At 63.2% G+C, this 20,606-nt stretch carries 20 protein-coding genes; 11 read left to right on the top strand and 9 right to left on the bottom strand.

Annotated features, from left to right (window positions below; genetic code table 11):
• Positions 1–9: 9 nt before the first annotated feature.
• Entirely contained in the window at positions 10–783 is a 774-nt protein-coding gene (locus AC1C2Q_RS09955) for an alpha/beta fold hydrolase (RefSeq protein ID WP_495449960.1), read from the bottom strand.
• 66 nt (positions 784–849) lie between these two features.
• On the opposite strand from AC1C2Q_RS09955, the gene AC1C2Q_RS09950 reads away from it, so the two are divergent.
• Positions 850–1,203 carry a hypothetical protein gene (locus tag AC1C2Q_RS09950; protein WP_495449959.1) on the top strand — a complete coding sequence of 118 codons (354 nt, stop codon included), beginning with the start codon at positions 850–852 and terminating at the stop codon, positions 1,201–1,203.
• Here AC1C2Q_RS09950 and AC1C2Q_RS09945 read toward each other — a convergent pair.
• The 4 genes from AC1C2Q_RS09945 to AC1C2Q_RS09930 form a co-directional block, all read right to left on the bottom strand.
• Positions 1,200–2,063 carry an alpha/beta fold hydrolase gene (locus AC1C2Q_RS09945; RefSeq protein ID WP_495449958.1) on the bottom strand — a complete coding sequence of 288 codons (864 nt, stop codon included), beginning with the start codon at positions 2,061–2,063 and terminating at the stop codon, positions 1,200–1,202. The two genes, AC1C2Q_RS09950 and AC1C2Q_RS09945, sit on opposite strands and share 4 nt — an antisense overlap.
• Positions 2,064–2,170: 107 nt before the next feature.
• Positions 2,171–2,593 (bottom strand): hypothetical protein, encoded by a 423-nt coding sequence (locus AC1C2Q_RS09940; RefSeq protein WP_495449957.1) that lies wholly within the window; start codon positions 2,591–2,593, stop codon positions 2,171–2,173.
• 193 nt (positions 2,594–2,786) lie between these two features.
• On the bottom strand, positions 2,787–8,111 hold the full coding sequence (locus tag AC1C2Q_RS09935) for a DUF7927 domain-containing protein (RefSeq protein ID WP_495449956.1): 5,325 nt from the start codon (positions 8,109–8,111) through the stop codon (positions 2,787–2,789).
• 239 nt (positions 8,112–8,350) lie between these two features.
• Entirely contained in the window at positions 8,351–9,922 is a 1,572-nt protein-coding gene (locus tag AC1C2Q_RS09930) for a helix-turn-helix transcriptional regulator (protein ID WP_495449955.1), read from the bottom strand.
• 146 nt (positions 9,923–10,068) lie between these two features.
• On the opposite strand from AC1C2Q_RS09930, the gene AC1C2Q_RS09925 reads away from it, so the two are divergent.
• From AC1C2Q_RS09925 to AC1C2Q_RS09915, 3 genes are read left to right on the top strand one after another with little or no spacing between them, the layout of a single operon-like run.
• The gene (locus AC1C2Q_RS09925) at positions 10,069–10,827 is read left to right on the top strand and encodes an AraC-like ligand-binding domain-containing protein (protein ID WP_495449954.1); all 759 of its coding nucleotides are present in this window, start codon (positions 10,069–10,071) and stop codon (positions 10,825–10,827) included.
• A complete protein-coding gene (locus tag AC1C2Q_RS09920; protein ID WP_495449953.1) occupies positions 10,824–11,498 on the top strand; it encodes a response regulator transcription factor in 675 nt (224 codons plus the stop codon). Before AC1C2Q_RS09925 ends, AC1C2Q_RS09920 begins: the two co-directional genes overlap by 4 nt.
• Before the next feature lie 36 nt (positions 11,499–11,534).
• Positions 11,535–12,398 carry a sugar nucleotide-binding protein gene (locus AC1C2Q_RS09915; protein WP_495449952.1) on the top strand — a complete coding sequence of 288 codons (864 nt, stop codon included), beginning with the start codon at positions 11,535–11,537 and terminating at the stop codon, positions 12,396–12,398.
• Here the strand turns inward: AC1C2Q_RS09915 and AC1C2Q_RS09910 are convergent.
• Entirely contained in the window at positions 12,382–12,867 is a 486-nt protein-coding gene (locus AC1C2Q_RS09910; RefSeq protein ID WP_495449951.1) for a MarR family winged helix-turn-helix transcriptional regulator, read from the bottom strand. The genes AC1C2Q_RS09915 and AC1C2Q_RS09910 overlap by 17 nt on opposite strands.
• Positions 12,868–12,956: 89 nt before the next feature.
• On the opposite strand from AC1C2Q_RS09910, the gene AC1C2Q_RS09905 reads away from it, so the two are divergent.
• The 5 genes from AC1C2Q_RS09905 (at position 12,957) to AC1C2Q_RS09885 (ending at position 17,715) form a co-directional block, all read left to right on the top strand.
• Entirely contained in the window at positions 12,957–14,069 is a 1,113-nt protein-coding gene (locus AC1C2Q_RS09905; RefSeq protein WP_495449950.1) for an LLM class flavin-dependent oxidoreductase, read from the top strand.
• Between the two features lie 39 nt (positions 14,070–14,108).
• Complete coding sequence (locus AC1C2Q_RS09900; RefSeq protein ID WP_495449949.1) at positions 14,109–15,194, top strand: LLM class flavin-dependent oxidoreductase; 1,086 nt, start codon at positions 14,109–14,111, stop codon at positions 15,192–15,194.
• Between the two features lie 23 nt (positions 15,195–15,217).
• Positions 15,218–15,901: an NADPH-dependent F420 reductase gene (locus tag AC1C2Q_RS09895; protein WP_495449948.1), complete on the top strand. Its 684-nt coding sequence runs from the start codon at positions 15,218–15,220 to the stop codon at positions 15,899–15,901.
• 40 nt (positions 15,902–15,941) lie between these two features.
• Complete coding sequence (locus AC1C2Q_RS09890; RefSeq protein WP_495449947.1) at positions 15,942–16,523, top strand: NADPH-dependent FMN reductase; 582 nt, start codon at positions 15,942–15,944, stop codon at positions 16,521–16,523.
• A 97-nt stretch (positions 16,524–16,620) separates the two neighbouring features.
• Positions 16,621–17,715 (top strand): ABC transporter ATP-binding protein, encoded by a 1,095-nt coding sequence (locus AC1C2Q_RS09885; protein ID WP_495449946.1) that lies wholly within the window; start codon positions 16,621–16,623, stop codon positions 17,713–17,715.
• A gap of 85 nt (positions 17,716–17,800) precedes the next feature.
• Here AC1C2Q_RS09885 and AC1C2Q_RS09880 read toward each other — a convergent pair whose 3' ends face one another.
• Positions 17,801–18,469 (bottom strand): alpha/beta fold hydrolase, encoded by a 669-nt coding sequence (locus AC1C2Q_RS09880; RefSeq protein ID WP_495449945.1) that lies wholly within the window; start codon positions 18,467–18,469, stop codon positions 17,801–17,803.
• 189 nt (positions 18,470–18,658) lie between these two features.
• Between AC1C2Q_RS09880 and AC1C2Q_RS09875 the strand changes: the two genes are divergently transcribed.
• Positions 18,659–19,006, top strand: coding sequence for an ArsR/SmtB family transcription factor (locus AC1C2Q_RS09875; RefSeq protein WP_495449944.1), 348 nt, complete (start codon positions 18,659–18,661; stop codon positions 19,004–19,006).
• A 1-nt stretch (position 19,007) separates the two neighbouring features.
• Positions 19,008–19,544: an SRPBCC family protein gene (locus AC1C2Q_RS09870; RefSeq protein ID WP_495449943.1), complete on the top strand. Its 537-nt coding sequence runs from the start codon at positions 19,008–19,010 to the stop codon at positions 19,542–19,544.
• Between the two features lie 76 nt (positions 19,545–19,620).
• On the opposite strand, the gene AC1C2Q_RS09865 is transcribed toward AC1C2Q_RS09870, so the two are convergent.
• Together AC1C2Q_RS09865 and AC1C2Q_RS09860 are read right to left on the bottom strand one after the other, a co-directional pair.
• A complete protein-coding gene (locus tag AC1C2Q_RS09865; protein ID WP_495430921.1) occupies positions 19,621–19,866 on the bottom strand; it encodes a hypothetical protein in 246 nt (81 codons plus the stop codon).
• Positions 19,867–19,934: 68 nt separating this feature from the next.
• Complete coding sequence (locus tag AC1C2Q_RS09860; RefSeq protein WP_495430920.1) at positions 19,935–20,597, bottom strand: TetR/AcrR family transcriptional regulator; 663 nt, start codon at positions 20,595–20,597, stop codon at positions 19,935–19,937.
• Positions 20,598–20,606: the final 9 nt, after the last annotated feature.

Raw genomic sequence — 20,606 nt, 5'->3', positions numbered from 1 at the left:
GCGCGATCGTCAGACGCGCTCCCGCACCGCCCTGGCAGTCGCGCCGGGATCAAGCCTGTGCATGATCGATTCCGGGACGATCACGAGCTCTGCTCCGTGGATCTCAGTTGCGAGCCGATCTGCTGCCGTAACGAGGATGGGGAAGGTCTGCTCACCTCGCAGGATCGTGACCGGCTGCGACACCGACAACATCTCCGCCGTGGGCGTCGAGACCTGCGCCGTCAACTTCGCGTCGTATACCGTCGACTGCGCGAGCGGCACCAATGCGGGGAACTGATCGCTCTGCCGGATCGCTTGCACCATCTCTTGTGGCAACCCCACTCCTTCGAGTTGGAACGTGACCACCGCTTCGTCGCTCTTGCCATCGTCAACAAGCTTCTGCAGACGCTGGGGAAGATCTGCGGCGGGCTCGTCATTGCCGAATCGGAACGGCGGCTCTGAGAGAAAGAGTGAGCGGATCGGAACCCCTCTGGAGGCTGCGAAGAGAGCGAGTACGGCGCCGGATGAGTGTCCGAGCACGATCGCGTCGCCACCGACCGCTTCAATCACGGCGGCAAGATCATTGGCTTCGTCCTCGGGCGATGACCCTCGCCTGTCGCCGCTTGCCCCTCGAGCACGTCTGTCTACTGTGACAGCTCGGAAGCCTACGTCTACAAGGGCGCTCGCGAGCGCCCCGCCATCGGTAGCCAATGAGAAGGCACCGCCCACAATAACGATGGTCGGCCCTTCCCCCACTTGCTCGAAGGCGATCGTGATCCCGTCGGCAGAGGTCGTTGTATTCATGCCACCAAGAAACCACGATCCACCGACACTGGCAAGGGTGTGGGGCCGTCAGTTAGGGTGAAGAGCATGACCACGACGACTGACGCACCTGCCGTTCAGAAGCGGCGAGGTATCTGGCAAGCACGCGCACTGCTCATCGTCGGCGTGGTTCTCATACCCGTAACCCTTGCCATTCTCACCACGAGCGCTGAAACACCGGATGCCGAGGCATACGTGCGGATGGCCTTTGCCGTGGTTGCGGGACAGACGATCGCGATCGCCACTGTGGTCAGCCTCCTAATTGCATCGATCGTGCGGCGTTTGAGCATCGGCGCCATTCTCGCCAACGCGCTTATCGCGATCGTTGTCACGTCCTTCGCGGCACACGGCATCGGGAATGCACTGACGACACTGCTGCAGGGTCTGGGGCTCAACAACTAAGAGTGGCGTCCCGAAGGCCTTGCCCCACCGTGGACTGTCAAGAATCGGAGCAGTTCCCGATTGAAGACCTGCGGATTATCCTGGTTCGCGTTGTGGCCGGCATCCGGAATCACAACGTAATCGATCCGAGGATCGCTCGCAGCCCAACTCGGGCCATCCTTTCGGATGTTCCCGGTCCCGTCACTCTCGCCATGAGTGAGCAAAAAGGGCACATCGACCCGGAAGTCGGGAAACCCGTCCCGACGCACGGCTGTCGCGACGGCAGCGAAGATACGGACCAGATCACGCCGCCCGATCACACCCATAGCGTCGAGTGCGTAGGCCTGCACTTTCTCTCGAATGGAGGTGACCTTCGCCATAGAACGGCGCAGGTGATCGAGGGGCCAGAAGCGGAAACTGGGAGCCATGAACCGCACGGCAATGTGATCACTTCGACTCAAGGGGAAAGCGATCGGAGTCGAGCCGACGATGACGAGCCCTTCTATACGCTCGGGATGCCGTCGGACGATGTGCTGCGAAACATATGCGCCCATCGACTGGCCCACGAGGATGAGACGGTCGATGCCAGCGTCGTCGAGAACCGCGATCAGGTCATCGACGTAGTCCTCTATAGAGGGATGCTCGATCCCCAAGGGCTGTGAACGGCCATGGCCACGCGCATCCCAGACGAGCACGCGGTAGTCGCCGAGTACCGCCGGGATCTGGGCGTTGAACATTCGGTGATCCATCGTCGCGCCGTGCAGGAAGGCGATCGCCGGACGTTCCGGATCACCCCCGACCCAGTAGTGAAGCGGTGTGCCCCGGCGCTCCAGCACGCGACCTTCGAGACCCTCGGCGGTGCGGCTCCAGTCAGCGGTCACGGTCTTCTCCCCATGGTCGTCGTACTTTCCAGGGTAGCGAGCCGGGACGAGACCCGACTGTCGCGACGTCAGCCACCGTCCAGGCCGCCGCGTCTGCCTTCGGAAACCTACCCGAGATCGATCGTCTGCCAAATGACGTCCGCGACGCAAAGGCCGTTGTCAGCCTCGCGATAGAACACATCAGTCGGGCTTACCTCACCCGATGCATGCCCGTTGGCTGATCCCTCAAGGTTGATCCTCCACGCGGCGTCTAACGAGGGCCGATCGACGGAGGTTTCAGCGTTGAACTGTTCTGGTTCCCCCGCGCTGAGTCCCTCCCACGCCGGCGAGTCACCAAAGTCTGTCGTGGAGTCTTCGCAGGCGAGCGTTTGTTGTTCGCCCGAGGATGCGGCGTCGATGAGCTCTTCGGTCGAGTTGATGACGCGAGCACCGTCAGGTCCCCAGAGCACGACATCCATTGAACACCCCGAAAGCAGGGCCATGGATGCGCCCGCGACAACCGCGACAAGGACTCGGCTAGGAGTGTTCACAGTGTCACGGTACCTGCCACGGGTTGAGATTGGCTGGCGATGACTTCCTGACTCCTTGTGACGGCGGCGGAGCGCCGGCAAGGTACTGGGGGCCGTCCCCCGGGGGAGGTAAGAAGGGTGCGGCCCCCAGAGTTTTAGTGCCCTAAGGCAAGGTGCCCCGCTTCCATGTCGGAAGCGGGACACCGTACTTGCGTCAGCTGATCAAATCGACATTCTCTTCAGTACGTCGGCGGCGAGCGACCATGAGCGCTCCACCACCTGCGAGGAGGATCAGCGCTGTTGCCAGCACCCACCAAGTAACCTCGCCACCAGTCGCTGCCAGAGGCGGCGGCTTGGGCAGGTCATGGATAGTGCACAGCGGGCTGTCGGGCGCGCACACCGGCTCTTCACCGGTGATCGCGACGACGTTACCCAATGCGTGGTTACCCTGCTCGTCGTACGCCTTCACCGTGACGGTGTAGGTGACCGTGACCGTATCGCCGGATGCCACAGCACCGGTGATGCGGATCGTGTCGCTATCCGCCACTGCCGTGACCGCCTCAGCAGAGGAAGTCGGACCCGCCTGGAGCGTGGCATCATCGAGCACATCAACCATGTGGTCGGTGTAATCAATCGCCACCCCAGCCGCGTCAGCATCCGTCGACACGTTCTCGAACGTCAGCGTGTAGGTGACATTCTCACCCTGCGCGACCTCGGTGCCCGATACCGGGTCCGAAGACTTCGACACGACCACGGCAGAGACGTTGTTGACCGTGCAGTCCGCACGCTCACCATCAGCCGGCACACACTCCGTCTGAGGCTCCTCACCGGTGTTCACCAGGAAGTTGCCCAAACGGTCATCGCCCCGCGCACCATCCGCGTTCACCGTGACCGTGTAGGTCACCGTGACCAGCTGGTCCGGCTCCAAAGAACCGGCCACAGTGAATCGACCATCCGTGATCTCCGACACCGTCAACGCAGCATCCGAAGACACCGGCGCCGTTGTCACAGCCGCGTCATCCAACACCTGAGTGAGGACGTCATCACGGTTCACGTCAATGGGCGCCTCACCCGTGTTCTCGAACGACAGGGTGTACGTCACGACCTGACCGGCCTGAACCGTCGAACCCGATGCCGGGTCGACTGTCTTCCAGTCATCCAGCTCACCGATCGGGTGCTCCGTCATCGGCGGCACGAACGGCTCGCAGTCGTCGCAGTCCTCCTGCGGCACGTACGGCGGCACGTCCGGGGTGAGGACGTTGCCGGCCATGTTGTTGCCTCGCTCACCGTCAGCGCCGATCGTGACCTGGTAGGTCACCGTCACCGTCTCACCCTGAGCCAAGTCCCCGGTCACCCGGAGCGTCTGAGCATCCATATCCAGCACCGCAGCGATCGAGTCAGCATGAGCCTCATCCACCACCACCTCACTGGTGATCTCACCATCATCGAGAACATCCGACAGATCATCCGTCGAATCCACCAAGCCGGCTACCAGACCACTGTTCGTCCACGACAGGGTGTACGTCACCACATCGCCCGCGTTGACCGTCGAACCCGAAGCCGGGTCAGACGCCTTCGCAGGAGTGATGTAGGGAAGCAGCACCTCGACCGGCGGGATCGGCGGGTCGCAGATCTCGCCTTCGGCGCAGTCAAGGACAAGGCTGGCCGTGTTGATCATGTCGTGATCACCGAGGTTGGTCACGGTCACCGTGTAGGTGATCGTCACCGACTCGCCGGTCGCGAGCGGACCAGACCAGCCGAGCATCGGCGACAGGTACGACGGTGCGGGAACTTCCGAGCCATCGGATGCCACCGCAACGGCGTCGCCGTTGTAGGTCGCATCGTCCAGCACATCGGACATGTCGTCCGTGACCACGGCGGGATCCTCAGTCGTGTAGTCACCCTCGCCGTCGCTCGTCACTGTGACCGTGTAGGTCACCGTGTCGCCCGTCTGCACACCCTCAGTCGTGTCAGCAGATTTTGTCAGCGAGAGGTGGGGCACCGGGTGCTCCGTCTCCTTGCATCCGCCGACCTCGCATGTGCCGTCAGGGTTTGTGACCACGTTGTTGAGACTGTGATCACCCTGCTCGGCATATGCGTTCACCGTGACCGTATAGGACACTGTGAAGGTCTCCCCTGCCGGCACCGACCCGGTAATCGCCAACTGCTCCCCGTTCAGGGTCGCCGTGAGTGCCGGATTGGATGTGACAATCGATGCCTCGTCGAGAGTTGCGTCATCGAGCACGTTCGACAGGTCGTCAAGTTTGTCCACGGCAGCGGCGATCTGGCCGGTGCTCGTGAACGACACCGTGTAGGTGACGTCCTGGCCTGCGACGACACGAGTGCCATCGGCGGGATCCGCCGTCTTCGTGACCTCGAGTGCTGCCGCCGGGATCTGCGACTCAGAGCAGTCCTCGCCGGGGGCGGCTGCGTCGTCTGCGGGGATGCAAGCGACGTTGTAGAGGACGTTGTCGCCCGTGGTCGAGTCATAGGTGACGGTGTAGGTGATCTCCACAGACTCACCGATATCCAACGCACCGGACCAGGTGAGTTCCTGTGCGCCCTCATCGAAGACCGCACCAGCGGCAGGTGCGGTGATCTCACCGAACACTGCGTCGTCCAGCACCTCGGAGAGGTCATCAGTCACCGTTGCGGGGGCATCCTCGGTGTACGCACCGGGGCCCTCGTTGGTGACCGTCACCGTGTACGTCACTTCTCCACCAGTAGCGGGAAGGTCAGTCACATCGGACGTCTTGTCGACCGTCAGCTTCGGCAGAAGGTTCTCCTCCACAGCACATGCCTCGCCCGTTACCGGGTCGGTGCCGTCTGCGGTTGCCGGATCACACGTCGGGATGTCCGTCGGCGGGTCCCCGGGCGTTGGCGGAGTGTTCGGCTGCCATGCCACGTTCCGCACCGTGCCATCACCACCACCAGCAAGCGTCACCGTGTACGTGATCGTCACCGACTCGCCAGAGGCAATCGGACCCGACCACGACACGAACGACGGAGCAAGGAACGCAGGAACGGACACATCCGAACCATCGGATGCCACAGCCACAGCGTCACCGTTGTACTCTGCGTCATCCAGAACCCCAGCAAGGTCATCGAAGACCACTGCCGGAACCGCGTCCGTGTAATCGCCAGCGCCCGAGTTCGTCGCGGTCACCGTGTACTCCACAGTGTCTCCCGGACGGGAGTCTGCGGTCATGTCCGAGGTCTTCTCGATCTCGAGCTCAAGTTCGCTGTTCGTAACCACGCACTCGATCTCGGCGGCCGAGGTCACAGTAACCGCCCACGCCCCGACATCGCCCTCCGACGCGACGGCTTCTCCCGTCTCCGTATTCGTGCATTCAATCGTCGCGACGTACCCATCCAAAGAGCTACTGGAACCTGCCGCCATCGCATCAGTGATGGTGTAGGTCGAGCCCTGAGAGACCGGCCAGTTGGTGGTCGAAGCGGACTCCTGGGTGGCGACGGTGGTCACCGAGGTCAGCACCGTGCCAGCGTCATTGTTCAGTCCAACTGTGAACTGATCGGTTGCGTCAACACGACCCTCTACGACCTTGGTCACGGTCATCGTGGGAATCGGCGCAATGGCGCAGCGTGCACCGTCATTGCCGCCGGCCGCTGGGCCGGTGGAGACAACGATCGACTCACGCGTCGTCGGATCGACTCTGATGATCTGCCCGCTCGAGTTGGCGCCGAAGTACAGGTTTCCGCCCGCATCCGCGTAGCCTGCGCCGTAGGTCACGTTGAACTCGGTGTTCGCGACAGTTCCAACATCCGTGGTCGCGCTCGTCTCGGGGTCGAAACTCAGCAGATGTGACTGACCAGCACCGGCCGTCGTGTTCCCAATTCCGTAGGACGCGCCGCCGACGAAAACCCAATCCGATGGCATGGTCCCGATGCCGGCTGGTTTGGTCGCCGTACCGGAATTCACAACCTCCGCGTAGGTCGCCGAGCCCGGCGCGAGGTCGATCTCGATCCATTCGAGCGTGCCGAAGCCGCCGTACTGCAGGAAGAGATGACCCTGGTCATCGAAATCGCCGACCTGGTAGTTCGTCGCGGTCGCACCAGTCGGGCGACCGAGGTCGATCAAGCTGCCGTCAGCCGCAACTCTCACGAGCGTGTTGGTGTTCTGGTTCCAGCCGTACACGTAGTCGTCCAGCGTGTTGTAGCCGACCGCGTTCACGCTGCCGTCGGTCGTACCGATTTGCTCGTAGGCACCGGAAACGAGGTCCACCTGGAAAATCTGGTGCACATCATCCGAAGGAGTCTGGAACAGGTAGCCGAAGGCCGAGCATGTCCACTCCGGAGCATCCGTAACGATGAGCGGCGTGTCGGCCGGCGGGTTCAGGCCGGACTCAGTGACGTTGTCAGGACCATTCGTATACGTTCCGACCTCTGAGGCCGTCAGGTCGAGCGAAATTTCGCACGAGGCCATGCCCGCGCTCAGGTTTCCGGTCGCGCTGATCGTGGTGTCACCCGAGTTCGCCGCGACGACGCCTGCGGGGCAGGTTGTCGAAGCATTCGGAGTGGGAGCAACGACGAGGCCTTCTGGAAGCGCGTCTGCGAACGACCACCCGTTCTTCGCCGCCAGTTCACTCGTGTTCGTAACTGTGAAGGTTAGCGTGGTGGTCTGTCCCGCGTAGATTTCCGCGGGGCTGAACGACTTGTCGAGCTGCGGGGTGACGTCGAGGATGCGGATGTTGTCGAACGCGGCGTCGTTGCCCGCTCCGCTGTCGTTGGCGTTCGTCATGCGAACACCAAGCGAGGCACCGTCGAAGAGCACCGAGCCGTTCGACGTGTATGTGCCCACGTTCACCGGTGCTGGTTGCAATGTATCGACGGCGGGCCCGGTCACCGTGGTGCCGGTCGCACACGCATCGATCACGCCGCCGACTGGAGTTGCCGCACCCGTTTCGGCGAGGAACGAGAACTGGTACTGCGGCGCCGAGACGACACAGTTCTTTGCTGCCGCGTCGACGCTGAAAGTGAGGAATCTGCCGGAAGCGGTGGCGAGCGGGATCGGGTTCACCGTCTCGAACTCGGACAGGTTCGCTCCGGGGTCACCCTCGGTATAGGCAGCGACCGCGTTATTCGCGTTCGGGTTGTCAGGGCTGCCATGCTGGCCGAGCGCCTGGACGATCTGGCGCATGTGCTTGGAGCTGCCTTCCTCCGCACAGTTGCCCAGCATCGTAAACGGGATGTTGAAGTTGACGACGATGCCGTTACACGCTTCCAGCCAAGGCTGCGCTGCGGTGTAGGTGTCTCCATCGACGCCGACATAGTCCGTCAGCAATACCGGCGCCGTGCCGGGGACGTTCTCGAAGTCCTCCTCAAACACGACCTCCGGGTCAGAGGGGACGCCCGGGTTGCCTGGGGCCATCCGCGGCGAAATCAGCTTCGCGGGCTGAGCAGCGCCCGCGGCGGCGGTCACACCCGCTTGTGCAGCCTCTGCTGGCGCAGCGGTCAACGTCGTCGTGGCGAATGTCAGCCCTGAGGCGATCAAGGCACCCGTGGCAAGCACGGAGCTCATCTTCCTGACCCAGGAAGGCCCGGATCTCTGTTCGGAATACTTCTGACGTGAGCGCATGAGCGCTTCCCCCCTCCCAGGCCGGAGGCCTGGCTGCATATGGACCTTTTGAGTCAATCGAAAGGCCACACACAGGTAAAGCTCAGGGAGGGTAAACAACCCTCGGGCCGTCATTAACTCACCCTCATTCCACCCCGGCTCTCACCCCGGGTCTCACCCTCGGCTAACCCTGGCGGATGGTTTTACTCGCCAACACCTCGGAGCGCGGCGGCATACTCAAGCGCTTCGGCCCTGCTTCGAGCGCCCAGTTTGCGATAGAGGGAGCGCTTATATGTCTTCACGGTGTTGACGGAGAGATACAGCTCGTTCGCGATTGCGGTGGCTGACTCATGCCGGACAAGTGCGCAAAGCACCTGTTGCTCCCGTTGACTGAGGTCAATGGTGGTGGCGCCGGAATACCGATACTGGGCCCGGGGCGGCGCATGAATCGCATCCAGACGTTTGAGGATATCCGTCCGAACTGGTTCATTGGCTTCTTGCAAAGCAACGGCCATTCCCGATGATCGAATCTGATCCGCGGCCTTGGACACGGTGCGTTCCGTCGCCTTACCTGAATCGGCGTACTCGATAACGGCGCGGAGCACCGAGGTGGCAGCGACGACTTCGCCGCTTCCGGTATCCGCATCGGTGTCAAGCGCGTCGAATGCCTCATCGAGATGGCCCCGCAACAAGAACTGACGTGATTCGGCAGCCCTGACGAGAACATGCGATCGGGCAAGACCTGGCGTCTTGAGTACCCGTTCGGCCGCATCGAGCTCATCAGCCATCTGGTAATGGCTAGCGAGATCAGCCCGCAGTAACTGACCCGCGAGGAGTTCCGGTGCGCTCGCTGACCGGTAGTTGCGAAGCGCCTGCTCGAGCCGTGCGATTCCCCGTCTGGGGTCCCCCCATTGGAGTTCGAAGATCGCCCGAGCGTGGACACCGACCCACCAGAGGTCGCTCTCTGACTGCTCATAGGCGACTCGATCGAGCGCCCGTTCGGCTTCCTCTGCGGAATCACTGCAGACGCTCACGAAGGCACGGATGAGCAGATCAGCCGTTGCGAGGTGGTGGTTGTTGACGGCGCCCTCATCAGCCTGATCGCCTTCGCCTGGTGGGCGAAGCCACGCTCGCGCGAGGACGAAGTCTCCGTGCAGCGCGTCGATGAGAGCGAGATGACTTCGGATGTATCTGCCGTGGGGATGTATGCCGCGAGAATTGGCCCACCGATGTGCTCGTGTGAATGCTTCAGACGCCGCGGACAGATCACCAACATGGAGTTTGCTCTGACCTGTGTGCAGCAGAACAGGCGGAAGCACTTCGTGGAATCCGTCGGTGTCGGCAGCGAGTTCCACTATCTCGTGAATGTCGTCTGCCTTCGTCGCAGCGCGCTGGTAGCTGTCAGCGACGAGCATTCGGCGCATTTCCAAGGCCTGCACGACAATCAGGTCGCGTGTGGCAGGCCGTTCCTGTGTGCGGACCCAGTCGATGAAGTCGCGTTGAATCTTGTCGTCGAGCGATCGCCTGACGCCACTGGAGAAGGCAATCTCCCTCGTCAGCCGATGGCGTCGGAATGCAGCGAACCAATCGCGGGGGAGTCTTGAGAGCGCGCGACGGAGCGATTCACCGTCTGTCAGCAGGTATCTGTAGAAGTTGTCATTGAGCAGATCGTCGACCTGCTCCCAGGATTTGCTTTCGACGGCTTCAACGATTTCGCCCACATCTGTCACGAGATCGTCCGCGGGAAGGCGGCGCTCGTCGCACGCGGCCGTCATTGGGGTGCCTGCATACGCATTCCGCTTCCTGTTTCTCCCAACTGAAAACAGCTCCCCAGAGACAATTGGCAACGGTACACACCGATTCGCTAAATGTCTCTCGGTCAGATGGCCGATGCGGGTGTAGGACCGAGTAGCGTCGTGAGTTGAAACGTACCGATAAGAAGACAACCGCCTTCGGAGCGCCGGTTCGCCCGCCATTCCAAATGGCGCAGGAAATGACCGCGCTGGCTGCAGAAAATGGGAGTTCATTCACGATGCCGATGGGTGCGGTTGCCGCCGAGAACTGTGATGATTTCGGATGGCAGCCTCGAGGCGCTATCGACCCGGGACTCGTCGCCGACACCATGCAGCATCCGAGATTCGGCGTCGGCCGGGCATGGTCCAACTCTGCGGGATACAACCTCTCGGCCGCGCCGAACCTCACCTACCTGGTGTACACGGTCGAAGGCGGGTTCGAGTTCGACGTCGACGGCTCTCCCGTCGAAACCGAGGCCGGCTCCCTCATCCTGCTCGACGGCGAGGCACCGACGACCGCGCGGACGCTCACCGAGACCGCGCGCTTCGTCTGGTACTTCGAGCCGACGTTTTTGCGAGCCGGTCATTCACGCTTTCGATTTCACGAACCGATCCGACTGCACAACGCGTCACAGCGAGCACTCCTCTCGATGACGAACTCCGTGCTCAACACATCCCTGCCGGCCACAGAATCAGCTCGACGCCACCTCGGCATCTCACTGGAACATCTCGTTGCCGGGGCTCTCGACGAAGCGGGCAGCGACGAGATCCTGACGGCTTCAGAGACGGCCGACCGCGCCGGATTCTCCTCTGCAAAGCAGATGTACCGCGCTCTCACCCGCGCGGGCAGCAACCGCGCCTCTAGCGTTTCACCCAAGTCCCCGTGAACGACAGCCACAACTTTGCGCCCAAAAGGCCTCGTGAATTGATGCTCGAGGCCGTAATCGAGCTGCGAGGACAGGTGCCTTTCGCCGCGCTTCTCGTCACCGCGCGGCCGAACCCCTCGGAATCCGATGTTCCGATTTACAACGTCGGGATGGAAGCATCCCATGTGGCGCACGGTTTGGAATACTTCATCCCGCGCAGCCCGGAATTCCAAGTCGCCTCAGAGACCCCCGATGAGATCATCGATTGGTCGAAAATGCCGAGCTTTCGGGAGACGGCAACGGCGCGCGACCATCTCATCCTCGCCGGATACACACAAGGGGTCTCGTTCCTGCTCCGAAGCGGCGAGCGCCCGGTCGGCACGCTGCACATTAACGCGACGCATACAGAAGTCTTCTCGGATGCAGATCTCCAGGCACTCGATCACGCCCGCAAAGAGATCGAAGCCGCGGTGACCGCAATGATCGCTGGCACGAGAATGTCGTTGACTCCTCGAGAGCAAGAGGTGCTCGCTCTGATCTCCCTTGGATGGACCAATCCGAAGATCGCGGACGCACTGCAGATCACGCGTCGCACGGTGGCCACGCACATCGAGCACCTTCTCTCAAAGTTGGGCGCAAGCAATCGCACCCAGGCCGTTGTACTCTCCGTCGAGCTCGGACTGCTCCGCTGATCGTGGTGCAGCCAAGCGTGTGGCAGATTGGATTCGATGAAATCCCCCGCTCCTCGGAACTCCGCGCCGCCCGGCCGCACGCTCCTCGTCGGCTTCGGCAAACTCGGACGGAGTCTCGCGCCGAAGCTCCTCGCTGACGGCGGCGCCGTCATCGGACTGCGCCGTAGCGACGCGGACCTGCAGAACGGGGTCGTCGGCATCCGCGGCGATCTGACAACTCCGCTGAAGGAACGCCTGCCGTCCGTCGACGCAATGATTGTGACTCTGCCACCACCCGGAGGTGTCTCCGGCTACCGCACGGCGCTGACACACCTCGCGGATGCTCTCCCGAACGTTCCCCCTCGCACGCTCTTCGTCTCATCGACTGGCGTCTTCGAGGGCTCGGCATCCGCACATCCGATCACGGAGCAGGACGAACCTGCACCGACCAGCGAGCGCGCACGCGCACTGTATGACGGCGAGCGGGCGGCGATCGAGCTGTTCTCCGCGGTGGTCGTGCGCCCCGCCGGGATCTACGGTCGGGGTCGAGGATTCCTCCTGCGGCAGGTGCGGGAAGGCGCCGTTGTGAACCATCGTCGACGCACGAACCGCATCCACGAGGACGACCTCGTACGGACGCTGGATCTGCTGCTGCGGATGCCGGAGCCGCCGCCGCTCCTGCACGCGGTGGATGCGGCGCCCGTCCCACTGGGAGAGGTCGTCGAATACATCGCCCGCACGCTCGGCGTCGACCCGCCGCCCGACGACGCCTCAGCCGACCCGATCGGGCTGGTACACGACGGATCGTTGCTCCGATCCCTGTTGGGCCCTCTCGAGTACCCGACGTACGTTGAGGGGTATGCCGACATGATCGCAGAGTCGACGCGCCAAGATGGTGGGCGGGTCAGTCGGGGTCACTGAGCACGGCATCCACACCCAGATGCCGACGAAGCGCGGCAGAGATGTCATCGAGGTGGGCGAGCTGCTCCGGGGTGAGAGCCTCGACGAACAGCTCGCGCACCGCGCGCAGGTGCGGAACAGACCCGGCCCGGAAGGCCGTCCGAGCGAATTCCGTCGCGGTGACATCCACCCCATGCACAACGTCGGCGCAGCGGACGCGTTGGATCAGGTGACGCTTCTCCATTCGTCCCAGATGATGTGAGAGCCGACTGCGCTCCCATCCGATCAGCGTTGCCAGCTCCGAGGACCGCAAAGTATGGCGCGGCGCCTCCGTCAGAGCGAGCAGCACCTGGTAGTCCCTCGCCGACAGCGACGACTCGCTCTGCAACCGACTGTCTAGGCGCGTGCGCAGCGTCTGCGACGTCTCGATGTAGTCCCGCCAGATGCGCAACTGCTCTCGCGTGGGCATCGTCCGGTGATTCTCGGCCATTTCGTCTCCTTGGAATGGATGTGTCAATACCAATGTTGCAGCATTGACACGTCAATTCGGATAGTCCGGAGACGAGAAGGGCGCTGGTCATGGTGATTCAGATCGATGACATCGAGTTCGGGCTGAACTCCTTCGGCGACATCGCCACAGACGACGGGCGTGTGATGTCGGATGCTGAAACGCTGCGGCTGCTCGTCGATGAGGCTCAGTTGGCGGAGTCCGTGGGACTCGATGTGTTCAGCGTGGGCGAGCACTACCGGGAGGGCATGGTCGACTCGGCCACTCCTGTGATCCTCGCCGCGGCCGCACAGGCCACATCGACGATCGGGCTCGGAACGTCGGTGACTGTCCTGTCGACGCAGGATCCGGTGCGGTTGTATCAGCAGTTCTCCACCGTCGACGGGCTCTCAAATGGGCGGGCGCAACTGGTGCTCGGACGCGCTTCCGCGATCGAGTCGTTTGCGCTGTTCGGATACGACATCGCCGACTACGAGCAGATCTTCGACGAGAAGCTCGACCTGTTTCTGCGTCTGATGCATGAGGATCGCGTGACCTGGACCGGCCAGCACCGCGCGCCGCTGGAGAATGCACGCCTGCATCCGCGGATGCCGCAGGGAGGGATCCCCACCTGGATTGGGATCGGCGGAAGCCCCGATTCGGTCGTACGTGCAGCACAAAACGGCCTCCCGTTGATGATGGCCATCATCGGCGGACGTCCCGACCGGTTCGCCGGGCATGCCGAGCTGTATCTGCGCGCGCTCTCCCAGTTCGGTCGGCCAGAACTTCCGATCGGTCAGCACTCCCTCGGCTTCATCGCCGACACCGATGAGGAGGCGAAGAACATCCACTGGAAGTACTGGGAACCCGTCGTGACCGCGATGAGCGAGGAGCGCGGCTTCTACCCGCCCACTGCCCAGCGGTACGAGGTGGAAGTCAACACGGGCGCGCTATACGTCGGATCACCCGAGACGGTGTCGCAGAAGATCGCGAGCATCATCCGCACCAACCATCTGTCCCGCTTCGACCTGAAGTACGACCTGCTGCATCTTCCGCGGGACGCCCGCGAGCACAGCATCCGCCTGTTCGGCGAACGCGTCGTCCCTCGAGTGCGCGAACTGCTCGAGCAGGATCGCGGCGACTGGCGACTCACCGGGCGAACTGCCGCCGAGATCGTCAAGGGCGGCAAAGCCGCCCATGCCTGAACCCCACCAATGCCTGAAACCCGCGAAAGGAAAAAGATCATGAACGACTTCACCAAGCTCGAGTTCGGCATCGATACATTCGGAGACTTGCCCCGCGATGACCAGGGCGCTGTCGTCTCGTACGGCGCGGCGATCCGCGCAACCCTGGACGAAGCGGTGCTCGCCGATGACCTGGGCATCGACGCGGTCGCCATCGGAGAGCACCACCGCCCCGAATTCGCGATCTCCTCACCGGAGACCGTTCTGGCCGGAATCGCGACGGCGACCGAACGCATCCGTCTCGGCTCCGGTGTCACCGTGCTGTCGTCTGACGACCCGGTGCGGGTTTTCCAGCGCTTCGCGACGGTTGACGCCCTCTCGAACGGGCGCGCCGAAATCATCCTCGGCCGAGGATCCTTCACCGAGTCATTCCCGCTGTTCGGCTATGACCTCTCCGACTACGAGCTGCTCTTCGATGAGAAGATCGACCTCTTCCATGCCCTGCTCGACGAGAAGCCGGTCACCTGGGAAGGGACGACGCGCGCCGCTCTGCACGAGGCGGACGTCTTCCCGAAGACCGATTCGGGACGGCTGCGTACCTGGGTGGGCGTCGGTGGCTCACCGCAGTCCGTGATCCGCACGGCGCAATACGGGTTCCGACTCATGCTCGCCATCATCGGGGGTGCTCCTGACCGGTTCGCACCGTATGTCGACCTGTATCGGCGGGCGACCGAGCAATTGGGCACCACCGCCCACCCGGTGGGTATGCACTCCCCCGGTTTCATCGCCGAGACAGACGAAGAGGCCAAGGAGACCTTCTACCCCGGGTACAAAGTGGTCCGAGACCGGATCGGTGCGTTGCGCGGCTGGCCGCCCCTGAGTCGATCCGACTTCGAGGCCGACGTTGCGCAGGGATCGTTGTACATCGGCTCGCCAGAGACCGTCGCCCGGAAGATGGCCGCCGCCATCCGCACGCTGGATGCCGGTCGGTTCGACCTCATCTACTCAGCCGGCGGCGCCATGTCTGCGAGCGCACGTCTTCGTGCCGTCGAGCTGTACGGCACGAAGGTGATCCCGATGGTGCGTGAACTGCTCGCCGAGACGCCCGCACAATCGCCCATGACCGGCGCGGCTTTCCAGCGATGAACGCGATGAACGGGAGGAATGACATGGACAGCAGCATCGGCGACCGCGAGACCCTCGGCATCCTCGGGGCCGGCAAGGTTGGCACGGTTCTAGCCCGTCTGGCGGTCGCCGCGGGCTACCGGGTGCTGATCTCTGGCTCCGGAGACCCAGAGCGGATCGCGCTCACGATAGATGTGCTCTCGCCAGGCGCGACTGCCGTCCGCTCAGAAGAGGCTGCCCGCGAGGCCGACATCGTCTTGCTCGCGCTTCCTCTCGGCAAGTACCGCAGCGTTCCGATGGCAGAGCTCGACGGCAAACTCGTGGTCGACACGATGAATTACTGGTGGGAGACCGACGGAATCCGAGACGACCTCAACGACCCTCGCACGTCGACGAGTGAGGTTGTCCAAGAGTTTCTTGCCGGTTCACACGTCGTGAAAGCGCTCAACCACATGGGCTACCACGACCTCGAGGAAGAAGCTCAGCCTGCAGGCTCCACGAGCCGCAAGGCGATCGCGATCGCCGGCGACCGGGAGAGTGACCTCGTACGCATCGCAGAGTTCATCGACGCGCTGGGATTCGATCCCGTCATTGCCGGCCCTCTCGCCGCGGGGGTCGTCCTGCAGCCGGGCAATCCCACATTCGGTGCCAACCTCCCGATCGATGACCTGCGCGAACTCATCGACGCCACGGCCTCCGCCGGCTCATCGACCGCCACTACGTTCTGACCTCGACCGACCAGCCACACCAAGAAGGAGAACCGTCACAATGACCAAGATCGCCATCATCCTCGGTAGCACTCGCCCCGGTCGCAACGGAAAACAGGTCGCGGACTGGGTGCTCGAGCAGGCCGCCCGGCGCAGCGACGCGGAGTTCGAGCTCGTCGATCTCATCGACTACCCGCTCCCGCACCTCGACGAGCCGCTGCCGCCGACAACAGGCCAGTACAAGAATGACCACACCCGGAAGTGGTCCGAAAAGATCGCCGAGTTCGACGGATACATCTTCGTCACCCCCGAGTACAACCACTCCACCTCCGGCGTCCTCAAGAACGCAATCGACTACCTGCATCGGGAGTGGAACAACAAGGCCGCCGCGTTGGTCGGATACGGCGGCGTCGGTGGGGCTCGCGCGATCGAGCACCTGCGGCTCGTGCTGGCCGAACTCCACGTCGCCACAGTGCGCCAGACTCTGACGCTCTCGCTCACGACCGAGTTCGAGAACTACACCACCTTCACCCCGGGCGACTCTCAAGGCGTCCTCCTGAACACCCTGTTCGACCAGCTCATCGCGTGGTCGCAGGCTCTCGAAGACGTACGCAACCCCGAGCTCGTCGAGCGTGCAGCCTGAGTCGACCTCAGAACCCGGGGCCTGAGGCCGACCTCAGAGCCCTTCCTCATCACAACGGATCGTCCGGCACGTACCTGCCGGTGAAAGGAAAGAAGAAATGGCAACCGTGAGGTTCGACCAGGCAACACGAACGTTCCCCGGAGTGCAACGCCCCGCCGTCGACAAGCTGGATCTGGAGGTTGCCGACGGCGAGTTCCTGGTTCTCGTTGGCCCCTCCGGCTCCGGTAAGTCCACGTCGCTGCGGATGCTCGCAGGCCTTGAAGAGGTCAATGGCGGGCGCATTCTCATCGGCGACCGCGACGTGACCGACGTGCCCCCGAAGGATCGCGATATCGCGATGGTGTTCCAGAACTACGCGCTCTACCCGCACATGACTGTCGCGGAGAACATGGGCTTCGCCCTCAAGATCGCCGGGGTCGGCAAAGAGGAGCGCGCGCAGCGCGTGCTCGATGCCGCGAAGCTGTTGGATCTTGTCCCGTACCTGGAGCGCAAGCCGAAGGCCCTCTCCGGCGGTCAACGCCAGCGCGTCGCGATGGGCCGGGCGATCGTGCGCAGTCCGCAGGTGTTCCTGATGGATGAGCCGCTGTCGAACCTCGACGCGAAGCTGCGAGTGCAGACCCGCACGCAGATCTCCTCACTCCAGCGCCGGCTGGGCGTCACGACCGTCTACGTGACTCACGATCAGGTAGAGGCGCTGACCATGGGGGATCGAATCGCGGTGCTCGCCGACGGCACGCTGCAGCAGTTGGGCACGCCTCGCGATCTGTATGAGAACCCGAGGAACGTCTTCGTCGCGGGGTTCATCGGTTCGCCGGCGATGAACCTGTTCACCACGGATGTGAACGAACGCGGAGTGCGCTTCGGCACACAGACGGTTGCGGTGGACCGCGAGATACGGGACGCGGCCGGCACCCGCGTCACGATCGGCATCCGACCGGAGGACATCACCCTTGGGGTCGAGACAGAGCCAGGGCTCACGATAACGGTGGATCTCGTCGAGGAACTCGGCGCCGACGGCTACCTCTACGGGCACGCGATCATCGACGACGAGCGGGTGAACGTCACCGCGCGCGTCGACGGGCGGACGCACCCGAAGGCGGGCGACACGGTCTCGGCGACACCCAAACCAGGACGGATCCACCTGTTCGACGTGGACAGCGGAGAACGGCTGAACCCCGGGATCGTCAGCTGAGCAGCGATCGCCTGCAGTTCACTCGGAGTGCGCCGCCACCACACCGGCGGCGCACTCCCCGCGAACAAACATGATTCGTCGACAATCAGCTGCTCTCTGCAGAGGCGATCTCGATTGCGAAATCGTTCAGCGCCGCCGCCACCGCCGCGGGCTCGGTCAGCGCCGCGTAATGTCCGCCCGGTATCTCGACAGGCACGATCCCCAGGCGCTCGCGAATGTGCCTCCTCATGAACGGTGCAGGGAAGAACTGGTCTTCCGTGCAAAGGATGGCCCTCGTGGGGATATCGGGACGGTGGGCCGCGGGCCAGGGACTCGACATCCAGTTGCCCTGCTGGTCACGTTCTCTTTGTTGCGCCTCGGCGGCGAGCGCTTCAGGTACGTCGTTGAAGAACGACACGGCCGGGTCATCGTCGACCGACTCGTGGACGTGACCCGTATTGGCCCACCAGTCAGTGAAGCTCTCCCCCGGCATTGGAATCATGCCGGCAAGATAGACCAGCCCGTCAGCGTCGATCTCGTCGCCGACAAGAGGCGCCGTGAAACCTCCCAATGAATGACCTACGACGATGACGTGGTGCCTTCCGCCGATCGCATCGACCACGGCGCGAACGTAGTCCTCGAGCCCGGCGTGTGAATCTTCAATGGGTAAGTCAACGGCGACTGCCTCGTGGCCCGCGCTTTCGAGGAGGGGAATGACAAGGTGCCAGTCCCATCCGGACGAACCGCCCCCATGGATCAGCGCGAATGTTGCCATGGTCGCCTTCCCTAACGCTCTGAATGCCAGCAGATCCCGGTGCCCACCGGGATCGGTTCGAAACCTATCCCCTCAGCCGGTTCTCCGCTAGGTCTACGTCAGCGCCACGGTTTTGGAGATTGAGGGTTGACAGCCGCATTGGATCGCGCCAGCATTTAGCTACTTAGCTAATTAACAAGAAGCGAAATTATGACCGACGTGTTGAGCGTGACCTTCTCCGCCTTGGCGGATCCGACGCGGCGTGCGATCCTCGCCCAATTAACGCGCGGTGAAGCGACGGTCAACGAACTCGCCGCGCCGCACGCGATGAGCCTGCCATCGATCTCCCGACATCTGAAGGTGCTCGAGCACGCGGGCCTCGTGAGCAAGGGGCGCTCTGCGCAATGGCGTCCCTGCCGCCTCGAGGCGTCACAGCTACAGGTCGTCGACGCGTGGATGGCGCCCTTCCGAGAGTTTTTCGACCTGAGATTCGATCGTCTGGAAGACCACCTCACCGCTATGGTCGCCGAGCGCGACAGTGAACGAAAGCAGGAATGACATGACCCAGCCTCCCGGCCACGAGAGCGGTTTCACCGAGACTCGTTGGTTCAACGCACCCCGAGAGCTCGTCTTCCAGGCGTGGACCGACCCGCGCCACCTGGGCTGGTTCTTCAACCCGTCCATGCCTGAGCCCGCCGCGCCCATTGAAGTCGACCTTCGCGTCGGCGGCGCATGGCGCCAACTCATGGTGGTCGACGAGGCGACCGAGTACACGACGGGAGGCATCTACCGCGAAATTGTCCCTGTGGAGCGGCTGGTCTTTACCTGGGGAGCAGTCGGCGGATGGCCCGAGCTTGGCGGGAGTGCCGTGGACGACGCCCCCGTCGTGACGCTGCAGTTCAGCGAGCTCGATGGCGGCACGGAGATGCTCTTCACCGTCACGCTTCCCGAGCACCTCGATTCGGAGCAGGTGCGAAGCTGGCTCGGAACTGGCATGCGGGAGGGTTGGATCGTCACACTCGAGCGGCTGGTGCCATCTTCCGGCGAGAGCCAGAACATCGGAAGGATGTCGCGCCTTCCTCGAGTAGGTTCTTGAGCGCCCCTGGACAGTCCGAAACGCCGCGAAGCCGTGTTGCGGGCGGCTGTGCCTCTACTTTGCAGAGCTCGACGTGTTACCGACCGTCACTCCCGAAGCCTGCCGCGCGCAACTCCACGAGGTACGCGCTGTCTGCGGGGCGCAGGTAGTACGCCTCCGACTGGGCATCCTCGGTTGTGCCTCCGCGCACAGGCATCCCTCCCGCCCCGATCACCGCGTCAAGAGCCGACGTGGTGAGGGCTGAGCCGGGATTGCTCAGAAGCCAATCCTGCGCGGTCTTTCCACAGCGTGTGAACCAGTGCTGAACGTCGCTTGTTGTCATGCGGCTATCTCACACCATGTCGTCGGCACACTGTCAAGGATTTGACGTTGCCGCGGCGGGGAACACATCTAGCCCACCGTATTGAGTTGGACCATGGCGTCGTAGAGCTGCGTCTCCGTCATCGGCGGCTCGGGGATCGGATGCGCCCGCTCAGCCCGGTAGGCGTCGAGCATGAGGTAGAGGTGACGCCGCCAGGCGTTCGGGGCGGTGGTGCTGGTGGCGTCAATCATCCGGCCGTTGGACCAGATGAGGTTGACGATGTCGGCCCGCGTGATGTCGGGGCGCGCCTCGCCAGCCTCTTGGGCTCGGGTGAGCACGTCTTCGATTTGTCGACACATCTCGTCGTGGATGCGCTCGGTGTCAGCGCTGCCAGGGAAACGACGGGACAGGAAGTCGTTGAAACCTCGGTCCCCCGCCTGCACGCGAAACAGGTTCTCCAGGTAGTAGACGAACCCTTCCCACGGATCATCGATTTCCAGAGCCTCCTTGGACCCGTCGAGGAACTCCCGAAGTTGAGGCTCAAGTGCGGCCAGGAGCAGGTCCATGCGCGTCGGGAAGTGGCGGTATAGCGTCCCGATGGCGACTTCGGCGTCGCGAGCGATTCTTTCCAAAGAGGCATCCACGCCTCGCGCGGCGAACTCGCGCCGTGCCGCGGCAATGAGCCTCACATGACGCTCCTGCGCGTCGCGGCGTCTGGGCGTCCGCGTCCGCTCAACACTGCTGATGCTCATGCAACTATT

Source organism: Microbacterium sp. Y356 (assembly GCF_059445355.1).
This window is presented reverse-complemented; position numbering and strand designations above follow the sequence as displayed.

Excerpts from the sequence above, each read along its gene's own strand:
- AC1C2Q_RS09955 (WP_495449960.1), bottom strand. The coding sequence starts at position 783 with ATGAATACAACGACCTCTGCCGACGGGATCACGATCGCCTTCGAGCAA.
- AC1C2Q_RS09950 (WP_495449959.1), top strand. The coding sequence starts at position 850 with ATGACCACGACGACTGACGCACCTGCCGTTCAGAAGCGGCGAGGTATC.
- AC1C2Q_RS09935 (WP_495449956.1), bottom strand. The coding sequence starts at position 8,111 with ATGAGCTCCGTGCTTGCCACGGGTGCCTTGATCGCCTCAGGGCTGACA.
- AC1C2Q_RS09930 (WP_495449955.1), bottom strand. The coding sequence starts at position 9,922 with ATGACGGCCGCGTGCGACGAGCGCCGCCTTCCCGCGGACGATCTCGTG.
- AC1C2Q_RS09915 (WP_495449952.1), top strand. The coding sequence starts at position 11,535 with ATGAAATCCCCCGCTCCTCGGAACTCCGCGCCGCCCGGCCGCACGCTC.
- AC1C2Q_RS09910 (WP_495449951.1), bottom strand. The coding sequence starts at position 12,867 with ATGGCCGAGAATCACCGGACGATGCCCACGCGAGAGCAGTTGCGCATC.
- AC1C2Q_RS09905 (WP_495449950.1), top strand. The coding sequence starts at position 12,957 with ATGGTGATTCAGATCGATGACATCGAGTTCGGGCTGAACTCCTTCGGC.
- AC1C2Q_RS09900 (WP_495449949.1), top strand. The coding sequence starts at position 14,109 with ATGAACGACTTCACCAAGCTCGAGTTCGGCATCGATACATTCGGAGAC.
- AC1C2Q_RS09895 (WP_495449948.1), top strand. The coding sequence starts at position 15,218 with ATGGACAGCAGCATCGGCGACCGCGAGACCCTCGGCATCCTCGGGGCC.
- AC1C2Q_RS09890 (WP_495449947.1), top strand. The coding sequence starts at position 15,942 with ATGACCAAGATCGCCATCATCCTCGGTAGCACTCGCCCCGGTCGCAAC.
- AC1C2Q_RS09885 (WP_495449946.1), top strand. The coding sequence starts at position 16,621 with ATGGCAACCGTGAGGTTCGACCAGGCAACACGAACGTTCCCCGGAGTG.
- AC1C2Q_RS09880 (WP_495449945.1), bottom strand. The coding sequence starts at position 18,469 with ATGGCAACATTCGCGCTGATCCATGGGGGCGGTTCGTCCGGATGGGAC.
- AC1C2Q_RS09875 (WP_495449944.1), top strand. The coding sequence starts at position 18,659 with ATGACCGACGTGTTGAGCGTGACCTTCTCCGCCTTGGCGGATCCGACG.
- AC1C2Q_RS09870 (WP_495449943.1), top strand. The coding sequence starts at position 19,008 with ATGACCCAGCCTCCCGGCCACGAGAGCGGTTTCACCGAGACTCGTTGG.
- AC1C2Q_RS09865 (WP_495430921.1), bottom strand. The coding sequence starts at position 19,866 with ATGACAACAAGCGACGTTCAGCACTGGTTCACACGCTGTGGAAAGACC.
- AC1C2Q_RS09860 (WP_495430920.1), bottom strand. The coding sequence starts at position 20,597 with ATGAGCATCAGCAGTGTTGAGCGGACGCGGACGCCCAGACGCCGCGAC.